At 66.7% G+C, this 12,588-nt stretch carries 11 protein-coding genes; 9 read left to right on the top strand and 2 right to left on the bottom strand.

Annotated elements, in window-relative coordinates:
* Position 1 precedes the first annotated feature (1 nt).
* The 7 genes from AC1Q5S_RS15885 to AC1Q5S_RS15855 all read left to right on the top strand — a co-directional run bounded on the left by AC1Q5S_RS15885 (position 2) and on the right by AC1Q5S_RS15855 (position 8,198).
* A complete protein-coding gene (locus AC1Q5S_RS15885) occupies positions 2 to 1,999 on the top strand; it encodes an acetoacetate--CoA ligase (RefSeq protein WP_422205834.1) in 1,998 nt (665 codons plus the stop codon).
* Positions 2,000 to 2,033: 34 nt separating this feature from the next.
* Positions 2,034 to 3,086 carry a zinc-binding dehydrogenase gene (locus AC1Q5S_RS15880; protein ID WP_422205836.1) on the top strand — a complete coding sequence of 351 codons (1,053 nt, stop codon included), beginning with the start codon at positions 2,034 to 2,036 and terminating at the stop codon, positions 3,084 to 3,086.
* A 6-nt stretch (positions 3,087 to 3,092) separates the two neighbouring features.
* A complete protein-coding gene (locus tag AC1Q5S_RS15875) occupies positions 3,093 to 3,230 on the top strand; it encodes a hypothetical protein (protein WP_422205837.1) in 138 nt (45 codons plus the stop codon).
* A gap of 389 nt (positions 3,231 to 3,619) precedes the next feature.
* Entirely contained in the window at positions 3,620 to 4,876 is a 1,257-nt protein-coding gene (locus AC1Q5S_RS15870) for a CmpA/NrtA family ABC transporter substrate-binding protein (RefSeq protein WP_422205839.1), read from the top strand.
* A 45-nt stretch (positions 4,877 to 4,921) separates the two neighbouring features.
* Complete coding sequence (gene ntrB / locus AC1Q5S_RS15865; RefSeq protein WP_422205841.1) at positions 4,922 to 5,872, top strand: nitrate ABC transporter permease; 951 nt, start codon at positions 4,922 to 4,924, stop codon at positions 5,870 to 5,872.
* Between the two features lie 95 nt (positions 5,873 to 5,967).
* A complete protein-coding gene (locus tag AC1Q5S_RS15860; protein WP_422205843.1) occupies positions 5,968 to 6,780 on the top strand; it encodes an ABC transporter ATP-binding protein in 813 nt (270 codons plus the stop codon).
* A 197-nt stretch (positions 6,781 to 6,977) separates the two neighbouring features.
* Positions 6,978 to 8,198, top strand: a complete 1,221-nt coding sequence (locus AC1Q5S_RS15855; RefSeq protein WP_422205845.1) for an MFS transporter — start codon at positions 6,978 to 6,980, stop codon at positions 8,196 to 8,198.
* 222 nt (positions 8,199 to 8,420) lie between these two features.
* Here AC1Q5S_RS15855 and AC1Q5S_RS15850 read toward each other — a convergent pair whose 3' ends face one another.
* Entirely contained in the window at positions 8,421 to 8,861 is a 441-nt protein-coding gene (locus tag AC1Q5S_RS15850; protein WP_303837779.1) for a CBS domain-containing protein, read from the bottom strand.
* Positions 8,862 to 9,077: 216 nt separating this feature from the next.
* Positions 9,078 to 9,686, bottom strand: a complete 609-nt coding sequence (locus tag AC1Q5S_RS15845) for a DUF937 domain-containing protein (protein WP_422205847.1) — start codon at positions 9,684 to 9,686, stop codon at positions 9,078 to 9,080.
* 359 nt (positions 9,687 to 10,045) lie between these two features.
* Here AC1Q5S_RS15845 and AC1Q5S_RS15840 point away from each other — a divergent pair, with 359 nt between their 5' ends.
* Together AC1Q5S_RS15840 and AC1Q5S_RS15835 are read left to right on the top strand one after the other, a co-directional pair.
* Entirely contained in the window at positions 10,046 to 11,005 is a 960-nt protein-coding gene (locus AC1Q5S_RS15840; protein WP_422205849.1) for a bile acid:sodium symporter family protein, read from the top strand.
* Between the two features lie 298 nt (positions 11,006 to 11,303).
* Positions 11,304 to 12,575 (top strand): efflux RND transporter periplasmic adaptor subunit, encoded by a 1,272-nt coding sequence (locus AC1Q5S_RS15835; protein ID WP_422205851.1) that lies wholly within the window; start codon positions 11,304 to 11,306, stop codon positions 12,573 to 12,575.
* Positions 12,576 to 12,588: the final 13 nt, after the last annotated feature.

Genomic DNA, 12,588 nt, shown 5'->3' with positions numbered 1-12,588 from the left:
CATGACCCCCTCTACCTCCGACATCCTCTGGACTCCCGGCCCCGAGCAACTGCAGTCCAGCCGCCTGGTGCAATACCAGGACTGGCTGGCGCGGGAACAAGGCGTTACCACCCACGATTACGCCGGGCTGTGGCGCTGGTCGATCGAGCACCTGGATGACTTCTGGCAGTCGATCTGGAGCTATTTCGACATCCAGGCCGATGGCGAACGCGAGCCCGCGCTGGGCCAGCGCAGCATGCCAGGCGCCGAGTGGTTTCCCAAGGCCCGGGTGAATTTTGCCGAGCATGTGTTCCGCCATGCCACGTCCCAGCAACCGGCCGTGATCGCACGCAGCGAGGATGTGCCGCTGCAGCACATTGCCTGGGCCGAGCTGGAGCGCGCCACCGCAGCGCTGGCGGCCACGTTGCGCGGCTGGGGCGTGGGGCCGGGCGACCGCGTGGCGAGCTACATGCCCAACCGCCCCGAAACGGTGATCGCATTTCTGGCCTGCGCCAGCATCGGCGCCGTATGGTCCAGCTGCGCACCCGACATGGGGGCGCCTGTCGTGCTGGACCGCCTGCGCCAGATCGAGCCCAAGGTACTGTTCGCCGTGGACAGCTACCGCTACAACGGCAAGCCGCACGACCGGGCCCGGGAAGTCGCGCAATTGCTGGCCGAGTTGCCCAGTGTCGAGCATGTCGTGCAGGTGGATGGGCCGCTGGCGCAGGAGCGCGCGGTCGATTGGCGCCAACGCACGGGCTGGCACGCGACCGTGGCCCGGGATGCCTCACCCCGCTACGAGCGCCTGCCTTTCGGCCACCCGCTGTGGATCCTCTATTCCTCGGGCACCACGGGGCTGCCCAAGGCGATGGTGCACGGCCATGGCGGCATCCTGCTCACGCACCTGAAGGAAATGGCACTGCACAACGACCTGCGGCCCGGCGACCGACTGCTGTTCCTGGGCAGCACGGGCTGGGCCGTGTGGAACCTGCTGGTGGGCGCCCTGGTCACAGGCGCCTCCATCGTACTGTACGACGGCCATCCCTCCTGGCCCTGTGGCGACACCCTCTGGCGGTTCATCGACGAGCAGGAAGTCGCCGTGTTCGGCACGGGGGCGGCCGTCCTCATCGCGCACAGGAAGGACGGGCTGCGCCCCCGGGATTACGCGCCGCTGAGGAAGCTGCGCACCATCCTCTCCACGGGCTCACCCCTGCCCGTGGATGCGTTTGAATGGGTGTACCGCGACGTCAAGCCCGACGTCTGGCTGGCGTCGGTCAGCGGCGGCACGGACATCGCCGCCTGCTTTGTCGCCTGCGCGCCCACCCTGCCGGTGCATGCCGGAGAGATCCAGTGCGCGGAGCTGGGGGTGGCCGCCTACGCCTTCAACGAACAGGGTCAGGCGGTGATCGACGAGGTGGGCGAACTGGTGATCACCCAGCCGATGCCGTCGATGCCGCTGTACTTCTGGAACGATCCCGACGGACGGCGCTACCGCGAGAGCTACTTCGAGATATACCCCGGGGTATGGCGCCACGGCGACTGGATTCGTTTCACGCCCTATGGCAGCTCGGTGATCTATGGCCGCTCCGACAGCACCATCAACCGCTACGGCATCCGCATCGGCACGGCGGAAATCTACCGGGTGGTGGAGGAACTCCCCGAGGTGCTTGACAGCCTGGTCGTGGACCTGGAGTACCTGGGGCGCCCCTCCTTCATGCCCTTGTTCGTCGTGTTGCAGCCGGGCGTGGCCTTGGACGCCTCCCTGACCGAGCGCATCCGGCAACAGATCCGCACCAAGGCATCGGGCCGCCATGTGCCCGATGCGGTGGTCCAGGTGGGCGAGATTCCGCGCACGCTGAGCGGCAAGAAGATGGAAGTGCCGGTGCGCAAACTGCTGCTGGGCGCCCGCCTGTCCCAGGTGGCCAGCCCGGACGCCATGCAGAACCCCCACAGCCTGGACTTCTTCGCCACGTACGCCAAGGCGCTGGACCTTGGCGGCCCGGGCGGGACGGCGCTTTGATCTTGAACGGTACTTCACGAGGACAAACCAGACCATGAAAGCAGCATTCATTTCCGGCCATGGCGGCAACGAAGTGGTCGAGGTGCGTGAACACCACCTCCCAGAGCGCGCACCCGGCGAGGTGCGCGTGCGCGTGCAGGCCGCCACCCTCAACCAGGTAGATCTGTACATGCGCAACAGTGGCGCCGGCATCACGCACCGCCTGCCGCAGATCCTGGGCCTCGACGCGGCCGGTGTGGTGGACGCCTGCGACGCCAGCGATCCGCTGCTGCGCCCGGGCCAGGAGGTGGTCATTCACCCCGGCGTGGCCTGCGGCCGTTGCGAGTTCTGCCTGCACGGCGACAGCGCCCTGTGCACGCGCATCCAGTTCCTGGGCGAGCACCGCGATGGCACGTTCGCCCAATGGATTCAGGTGCCGGCGACACAGGTGTTTCCCAAGCCCGCCCACCTGACTTTTGCCGAGGCGGCCGCCCTCGGTGTCAACCACCTCACGGCCTGGCGCATGCTGTTTTCCAAGGCGCGCCTGCAGCCCTGGGAAACGGTGCTGGTCTTCGGTATCGGCGGCGGCGTCTCGTTGGCCGCCCTGCAGCTGGCCAGGGCCATCGGCGCGCGTGTGTTCGTGACCTCGCGCGACGACGCCAAGCTCGAACGCGCCCTTGCGATAGGGGCCGATCACGGAATCAACAGCCAGACCCAGGATGTCGCGAAACAGGCCATGGCCCTTACAGGCGGTCGGGGAGTGGACGTGGTGTTCGAGAACACGGGTGCGGCCACCTGGCCATCGGCCATGAAATCGCTGGTGCGCGGCGGCCGACTCGTCACCTGCGGCGCCACCACAGGAGATCAACCCGGTGCCGACCTGCGCCGCCTCTTCGTGCGCCAGTTACAGATCTTCGGCTCCAGCCTGGGAAGCTATGGGGAGTTCCACGACATGCTCGGCTTCGTGGATCGCACCAGCCTGCGCCCGCTGATCGACAGCACTTATGCGCTGGACGATATCCACGCTGCACTCAACCAGCTGGAGTCTGGTGCGCAATTCGGCAAAGTGGCCCTGCGCATCGACGGCCATGATGCACATCACGAGTAAGAACGCATGGACGCGGGCGACGGCCTTGCCAGCCTTTCGGCGATGTTTGAGGTTCACTTCATCCAGACGCTGCGGGCCAACGATCCTGAAGTCGGCTACAACCGCTGGCCTACGTTCACGCCGCGAACTGGGACTGTGGATTGAGTGCATAGAGCTGCGCCAGAAACCGATCAGTCACGAACGGCAGATCGTGGCCGTTTTCAGCCCTCAGCTCCCCGCGCCCTGATGGTGCGCAGCACAACACCGGTGCACTGCCTCCCCCGGTCTCTTTCAGAAAGAAAGGCCTGCAGTGCCGGTAAATACTTCGCAGTACGCTCATCATTCAATAGCAAAAATCACTTCCACCAGCTGGCACAGGGCTTGCAATGCATTAGGCAAGACCCTCACAGGTCTGCAATGGCGATTCTGCCCAACGGCGGGCGGATGCGGCCAGAAACCGGACAAAGGCGTCCCCACCCGCGCACAACTGCATGACGCAGCCAGGCGCGGTGTGAGGACGCCTTTTTTGTTTGTCACGCCACCAGGGAAGCCCCATGACCGATCTGCTCAAAACTCGCCTCAACCGCCGCACCGTACTGCAGGCCGCCACCGTGGGCGCCGTGGGCGTAAGCCCCGCGCTGCGCGCGCTGGTGCATGCCCAGGGCTCGGACGCGCCCGAGAAGAAGGAAGTGAAGATCGGCTTCATCCCGCTGACCGACTGCGCCAGCGTGGTGATGGCCTCGGTGCTGGGTTTCGACAAGAAATACGGCGTGACCATCATTCCCACCAAGGAAGCCAGCTGGGCCGGCGTGCGCGACAAGCTGGTGAACGGCGAGCTGGACTTTGCCCATGTGCTCTACGGCCTGGTGTACGGCGTGCACCTGGGCACGGCGGGCCCGAAGAAGGACATGGCGGTGCTCATGTCCCTCAACCACAACGGCCAGGCGATCACGCTGTCGAAGGCACTGGCCGACAAGGGCGCGGTGGACGGCCCCTCGCTCGCGGCGCTGATGGCCAGGGAGAAGCGCGAATACACCTTCGCGGGCACCTTCCCCACGGGCACGCACGCGATGTGGATGCACTACTGGCTGGCAGCGGCGGACATCAACCCGCTGTCGGGCGCCAAGCTGATTACCGTGCCGCCGCCGCAGATGGTGGCCAACATGCGCGTGGGCAACATGGACGGCTTCTGCGTGGGCGAGCCCTGGAACCACCGCGCCATCATGGACGGCATCGGCATCACGGCCAACACCACGCAGGACATCTGGCGCGACCACCCCGAGAAGGTGCTGGGCACCACGGCCGAGTTCATGAAGAAGCACCCCAACACCACGCGCGCCGTGATGATGGCGGTGCTGGAGGCCAGCCAGTGGATCGACGCGAGCCTGTCGAACAAGATGAAGATGGCCGAAACCATTGCCGGCAAGGCCTATGTGAACACCAGCGTGGATGCCATCAACCAGCGCATCCTGGGGCGCTACAGCAACGGCGTGGGTGGCGGCCAGGGCAAGACCTGGGACGACCCCAACCACATGAAGTTCTTCAACGACGGCGCGGTGAACTTCCCCTACCTGTCGGACGGCATGTGGTTCCTCACGCAACACAAGCGCTGGGGCCTGCTCAAGAGCCACCCCGACTACCTGGCCGTGGCCAGGCAGGTGAACCAGGTGGAGCTGTACCGGTCGGTCGCCGGCGCCCTGAAGGTCAACGTGCCCAAGGACGCGCTGCGCACCAGCAAACTCATCGACGGCGTGGTGTGGGACGGCAAGGACCCCACCAAGTACGCCGATGGTTTCAAGATCAAGGCCTGACGCCCGGCCCCATCCCCCCGCACGCCAAGCACGCAGGAGATCACCATGGTCAGCGCAGTCTTCCACTCGCCGCTGGAGCACGCACCAGCAACACCGTCAACCGCTATCGCAAACATAGCAAACAACGCTCAAGCCGCAAGCACTTCAGCCGTAAAAGCATCCAAACCGACCCATTCGTCCACGCCAGCCCGTTCCGCGCGCGACGGGGCCGCGCTCTCGCGGGCCTTCTGGCTCGCGGTGCTGCCGCCCGCGCTCGGCCTGGGGCTGCTGGTGGGGCTGTGGGCCCTGGTGTCGGCCAGCACGGGCGGCAGCATTCCCACGCCGCACGAGACCTGGCTGCAGGCGCTGGAAGTGTTCAGCAACCCCTTTTACCGCAACGGCCCCAACGACCAGGGCGTGGGCTGGAACGTGCTGGCCTCGCTGCAGCGCGTGGCCGTGGGCTTTGGGCTGGCGGCGCTGGTGGGTATTCCGGCAGGCTTCGCCATCGGGCGCTTTGCCTTCCTGGCGCGCATGTTCAACCCGCTCATCAGCCTGCTGCGGCCGGTGTCGCCGCTGGCCTGGCTGCCCATCGGGCTGCTGGTGTTCAAGGGCGCCAACCCGGCCGCGATCTGGACCATCTTCATCTGCTCGATCTGGCCCATGGTCATCAACACCGCCGTGGGCGTGCAGCGCGTGCCGCAGGATTATCTGAACGTGGCCCGCGTGCTGAACCTGAGCGAGTGGAAGGTGCTCACCAAGATCCTGTTCCCCTCGGTGCTGCCCTACATGCTGACCGGCGTGCGCCTGGCCGTGGGCACGGCGTGGCTGGTGATCGTGGCGGCCGAGATGCTGACGGGCGGCGTGGGCATCGGCTTCTGGGTGTGGGACGAGTGGAACAACCTCAACGTCAAGAACATCATCATCGCCATCTTCGTGATCGGCATCGTCGGGCTGCTGCTCGAATACGCCCTGGTCAAGCTGGCCACGGCCTTCACGTTCGAAGAGGTGAGGACTTGACCCACCCCTGCGGCGCGTCACCCCCTCCAGGGGGCGCCACCAGTGGCCCGGCAAAGCCGGTTCCACGGTGGCCTCGGAAAAACCAGGAGAACCTCATGCATACATCTCTCACCACCAAGTTCATCGAGGTCCAGGGCGTCGAGCAGACGTTCAAGACAGCCAAGGGCCTGTTCCCGGCACTGCGCGATATCAACCTGACCATCGCCAAGGGCGAGTTCGTGGCGCTCATCGGGCACTCGGGCTGCGGCAAGTCCACGCTGCTGAACCTGATCGCCGGGCTGACCACGCCCACCCACGGCGCGCTGCTGTGCGCCAACAAGGAGATCAAGGGCCCCGGGCCCGAGCGCGCCGTGGTGTTCCAGAACCACTCGCTGCTGCCCTGGCTCACCTGCTTCGACAACGTGTACCTGGCCGTGGAGCGTGTGTTCGGCGCCCGCGAAGGCAAGGCGCAACTGAAGGCGCGCACCGACGCCGCACTGGCCCTGGTGGGCCTGACGCACGCGGGCCAGAAGCGCCCCGGCGAGATCTCGGGCGGCATGAAGCAGCGCGTGGGCATCGCCCGGGCGCTGTCGATGGAACCCCAGGTACTGCTGATGGACGAGCCCTTCGGTGCGCTCGACGCGCTCACCCGCGCCAAGCTGCAGGACGAGCTGCTGGAGATCGTGGCGCGCACGCACAGCACGGTGGTGATGGTGACCCACGACGTGGACGAGGCCGTGCTGCTGTCCGACAAGATCGTGATGATGACCAACGGACCGGCCGCCACCATTGGCGAGGTGCTGGCGGTCGATCTGCCGCGCCCGCGCTCGCGCGTGGAGCTGGCCGAGGATGCGCGCTACGTGAACTACCGCAAGGCGGTGATCGACTTTCTGTACACGCGCCAGGGGCATGTGGAGAAGGCCGCATGAAACGCCACCCATTCGCCCCTGTGCTGGCATAGAAACTGCATGACTTCCGCGCGGCCACGTGGTCGCGCACTGGCCTGGTGCAACGACGCACTCCCGCCTCCCCCGACAAAGGTGTCCCTGCCAACCACTGCTTGCCCAGTGGCGGCACGGACGCCTTTTCTGTTTTTGGCATTGCATACGGACCTCAAGGCACCGCCATGTTCAACCTCCGCGATTTTCACCACGCAGGCCATGCCCCCACGCTGTGGGCCTCGTTTCTGTACTTTGCCTTCTCCTGCGGCATCTGGGTCATCAATGGCGCGATGGCGCCTTTCATCAGCGAGACCTACCAGCTCAGCCCCGCGCAAAAAGGGCTCATGCTCTCCATCCCCATCTTCGCTGGCGCCCTGATGCGGTTTCCGCTGGGCGTTCTGGCCCAGTACATCGGGCGCAAGAACGCCACGCTGGTGGAGATGACCGGCATTGCGCTGGCCATGGGCTTTGGCTATTTCTTCGTGGCGAGTTACCACGACCTGCTGGCCATGGGCGTGCTGCTGGGCATTGCGGGAGCCAGTTTTGGCGTGGCGTTGTCACTGGGATCGGGCTCGTTCCCGCCCCGCTACAAGGGTCTGGCCATGGGGTTGGTGGGCGCGGGCAACGTGGGCACAGCCGCGTGCGCCCTGCTGGCGCCGCCGCTGGCGCAGCAGTTCGGCTGGCAGACGGTGTATGGCTTTGCGGCCATCGGCATCGCCCTGCCCATGCTGGTGATGGTCTTCTGCGCGCAGGAGCCGCCCGACAACAACCACCATGCCAGCCTGCGCGAGCACGTGGCCTGCCTGTTCGAAAAGGACGGCTGGGCGTTCAGCCTGATCTACGCCGTCACCTTTGGCGGCTTCATCGGCCTGACCAGCTTCTTGCCCAGCTATTTTCACGACCAGTTCGGTGTGGGCAAGGTGCAGGCCGGGCAACTCACGATGCTGGTCGCCTTTCTGGGCGCGGCGCTGCGCATCGTGGGCGGCTGGCTGTCTGACCACTGGGGTGGCATCAACACCCTGACCGGCGTGCTGGCCGTCACGGCCATCAGCCTGGTGCTGTGCGGTCTGGCCGAAGGCTCGCTGCTGACCACCATGCTGCTGTTTCTGCTGTGCTTTGCCGCACTGGGCGCGGGCAACGGCGCGCTGTTCCAGCTGGTGCCGCTGCGCTGGCCGCTGGCCACGGCCGTGGCGGGCTCAATGATCGGCGAGATCGGGGCCTTGGGCGGCGGCCTGATTCCCAGCGCCATGGGCCTGTCGCGCCAGTACACCGGCACCTACCTGTGGGGCTTTGTCCTGTTTGCTGCCTGTGCCGCCGCCATGCTGGCGTTGCTGCGCACCATGCAGCCCCGCTGGACCCGGACCTGGGTGGACAAGGGCGGCCGCGCCCGTCCAATGCCAGCCTGAACGCGGCCGCACCGCACGGGCGCCCCTGGCGACTCTGGCAGCTGCAGCCGCAGGCGCGACCACGGCCACGCATCTTGTGGTCCGACCACGCGGCAGGGGTGCGCGCTGCGAAACACGCGCACGCAATGCGACGTGATGGCGCGCATGGCGCGCGGCCACGGCTTCGCCCGCTTTGGCGAGCCCGGCGCCCGGCGACACCCGCCGCGCCGGTGTCAGGCGTGCTTAGCGCCCGCCGCCAGTGATGTAGTGCTCGAGCTGCTCGATGATGAATTTCTGCTCGGAAATGATGTCCTTGACCAGGTCGCCAATGGAGATCAGCCCCACCAGCTTGCCACCATCGACCACCGGCAGGTGGCGCAGGCGGTTTTCGGTCATGAGCGCCATGCACTCCTGGCTGGTCTGGGTGGGGCCCACATACATCACCGCCGTCGTCATGACATCGCGCACCAGCGTGGCGGTGGACTTGCGCCCCAGCAGGGCGATCTTGCGGGCGTAATCGCGCTCGGTGACGATGCCCACGATGGTGTCACCCTCCATCACCAGCAGCGCCCCGATGCGCTTGTCGGCCATGCGCTGCAGCGCATCGAACACCGAGTCTTGCGGTGCGATGGCGTAAATGGTGTGGTCGCTCTTGGATTTGAGAATTTCGGCAACGGCTGTCATGGAGGACCTCCCTACAAAAATGATGGCGGACGTGAAAGAGTTTCAACGCATCCTGCCTTGTGCGCAACACCGGCAGCGTCATGGGCCCTGCCTGGCGGCATCTGGCAACGCCACGGACTTGCTTGGCGTTGCCCATTATTTTGAAGCCATAGTGGGCAAAATTGCTTCCCCGCAAAGCGCCAAGAGCGCTCGAAAGCAGAGCAGATGGGTGGCACCCTAGCGCCGCCCGCCCAGCAGGCCGCCGCCCATCTTGAGCAGGTCGCCCAGGCCTACCTGGCCGTCACCGTCCTGGTCGAGCAGGTTGCCCAGCAAGCCGCCACCCAGGCCCCCATGCTGCTGCACGCGCGCCTGCTCCTGGCCCAGCGCCTGACCCAGACCGCCGGCGTCCATGCCGCCCGCGCTCATGCGCTGTGCCAGAAACGACATCACGATGGGCGCCAGCATCTGCAGCAACTGCCCGGCGTTCGCCCCCAGCCCCGTGGCCTGGCCCAGGCCGGCCTCGGCACGCTGCTGGTTGCCACCGAAGATGTGGCCCAGGATGGCCGCGCCATCGGGCTGGCCGCCACCACCGCCCAGCAGCGAACCGAGCAGGCCACCCAGGTCGGGGCCGCCGCTGTGGTCGCGCTGCAAGGCGCCAAAAAGGTCCATCGCGCCCTGGGGCTGGGCCGCATTGCGCCCCAGCGTGCCCAGCAGCAGCGGCAGGGCCGCGCCCACGGCGCTCTCGGCCTGCGCCGGGCTGGTGCCGAGTTGCTGGGCCATCTGCTGCAGCGGCGCACCCTGAAGCTGGGCCATCAGTTCGTCAACAAGGGAGGCAGGGGAGTTCATGACAGGCATCCTTTCAAAAAATGCATGGGCCACCGGGCCCGGCAGACATGGTAGGCCCAATGGGTGACATCGCAGTGCACGGTGACCCCTTGCCAAGTCAACAACCGGGTCAGGAACAAGGGATTTACCCCTTATTACAATCAGGGTTAACCCTTGATTTGTTGCAGCCCACCCGGCCGTTGCAGACCGTTGCACGACGTGCGCGCCCACCTGCGCGCTGTGCACGCCCATCGCCACGTACCGCGTGGCATTCGCGGGCCCTCCCCCCATTCGACTTTTCAGCCACCGTTGCGCTGCCCCGCGTGCTGCACGCCAGCACCGCGCCGCCGCGACCGCTGCGCCTTCCAAGGATATGCACCATGCAGGCCATCGCCCGTCTGAGCCAGTTCGTGGGCAAGACTTTTGCCATCTGGGTTCTTCTGTTCGCCGTGCTGGCGTTCTATGCCCCCGCCCAATTCAAGTGGATCGGCCCTTACATCGTGCCGCTGCTGGGCATCATCATGTTCGGCATGGGCCTGACGCTGTCCAAGGACGATTTCAAGGAAGTCGCCAAGCGCCCGCTGGACGTGGCCATCGGCGTACTGGGCCAGTTCATCATCATGCCGGGCCTGGCCTGGGCGCTTTCCAAGGCGCTGAACCTGCCGCCCGAGGTGGCCGTGGGCGTGATCCTGGTGGGCTGCTGTCCCGGGGGCACGGCATCGAACGTGATGACCTTCCTGGCGCGCGGCGACGTGGCGCTGTCGGTGGCCATCACCTCGGTGACCACGCTGCTGGCGCCGGTGGTGACGCCCACCCTCATCTACCTGCTGGCCAGCCAGTGGCTGGAGGTGAGCGCCTCGGCCATGTTCTGGTCCATCGTGCAGGTGGTGGTGCTGCCGATCGCCTTTGGCGTGCTGGCGCAATCGCTGCTGCGTGACAAGGTGAAGGCGGCGGTTTCGGTGCTGCCGCTGGTGTCGGTGGCCGCCATCGTGGCCATCGTGGCGGCGGTGGTGGCCGGCAACCAGGCCCGCATTGCCACCAGCGGCCTGATGATCTTTGCCGTGGTGGTGCTGCACAACAGCCTGGGCCTGCTGCTGGGCTACTGGCTGGGCAAACTCACGGGCATGGAGGTCTCCAGGCGCAAGGCCTTGTCGATCGAGGTGGGCATGCAGAACTCGGGCCTGGGCGTGGCGCTGGCCACGGCGCATTTTTCGCCCCTGGCCGCCGTGCCCAGCGCCATCTTCAGCGTGTGGCACAACATCTCGGGCCCGCTGGTGGCCACGCTGTTCCAGCGCTTTCGCAACGAAGACAGCACCACCGCCCCCGGCAAGTCTGCCTGATTTTTGCGCGATTCATAGCTGCAAAATAAATAGCATCCAGCGCTTTACCAAAAGCGCCAGAAGCACTTTCGGCACGGATTCCTCAGAACCATCGCCGCGCCAGACAGCCACGCATGGACCATGCCGCGCAAGCGCTGAACGGGCGCCCACGGCATGGCCGGCGATGCCGGGCGATCGTCGGCCCGCCGGGGGCGCCGCCCCGCTTGCCACAGCACGCCATCCCCTTGGGCGCCCGGGACTTCCATGCCCCCGCGCTTTTTGCGTCAAAATGTTTTGCCAACCAGGACTGCGCGCGCCCATGACACCTCTTTTCCCCGACCACCTGCCTGCCCCCACGCCGTCCGCCCTCCATTCCCCTCTCCCGCCCTTGCGTTCACCGCGCCCACTGGCCTGCGCCACGCTGATGGGCCTGGCCTTGCTGCTGGGCGCCTGCTCCGACAAGGCGCCACCGGTGGCGCCCAAAGGCCCGGCGGAAGTGGGCGTGGTCACCCTCCAGCCCGAGCGCCAGACCGTCACCACCGAACTGCCCGGCCGCACCAGCGCCTACCTCAGTGCCGAAATCCGCCCGCAGGTGGGCGGCATCGTGCAGCAGCGGCTGTTCACCGAAGGCGCCCAGGTCAAGGCCGGCCAGCCGCTGTACCAGCTCGACGCCTCCAGCTACCAGGTGGCGCTGGCCAGCGCCGAGGCCTCGCTGGCCAAGGCGCAGGCCAATGTGGGCACGGCCGAGGTCAACGCCCGGCGCAATGCCGAGCTGGTGAAGATCGATGCGGTGAGCCGGCAGGTGCATGACGACAGCCAGGCGGCCCTGGTGCAGGCCCGCTCCGACCTGGCCGTTGCCCGCGCCGCGCTGGACAACGCCCGCATCAACCTGGGTTACACCCGCATCAAGGCGCCGATTGCGGGCCGCACCACCACGTCCACCGTCACCCCCGGCGCGCTGGTCACCGCCAACCAGGCCGCCGCACTCACCACTATCTCGCAGCTCGATCCGCTGTATGTGGATGTCACCCAGTCCAGCACCGAGGTGCTGCGCCTCAAAAGCGACCTGGCGCGCGGGCGCATCCAGAAAAGCGGCCAGGCCGAGGCGCCCATCACCCTGCAGCTGGAAGACGGCAGCCGCTACCCCCACCCCGGCAAGCTGCAGTTCGCCGGCGTGAGCGTGAACCCCGGCACCGGCGCCGTGACCCTGCGCGCCGTGGTGCCCAACCCCGACGGCCTGCTCATGCCTGGCATGTATGTGCGTGCGGTGCTCGAAACCGGCATCAACGCGCAGGCGCTGCTGGTGCCCCAGCAGGGCGTGAACCGCGACACGGCCGGCAACGCCAGCGTGCTACTGGTCACCGCGAACGACAAGATCGAGCGGCGCAAGATTGCTGTCGAAACAGCCGTGGGCAACCGCTGGCTGGTGGGCAACGGGCTGGCGGCCGGCGACCGCGTGGTGGTGGATGGTTTTCAGCACATCAAGCCCGGCGATACCGTGAAGCCGACCGAGGTGGCACCCAAGCCGATGGCAGCGCCGGCTTCTGCGACCGCGACGCCTGCAGCTTCGGCCGCATCGGCCGCACGCTGAGGGCCGGCCCGCC

The sequence above is a fragment of the Acidovorax sp. GW835-FHT14B10 genome (assembly GCF_058793725.1).
Note: the sequence above shows the minus strand (reverse complement) of the source record. Positions and strands in the feature narration are given on the sequence as shown.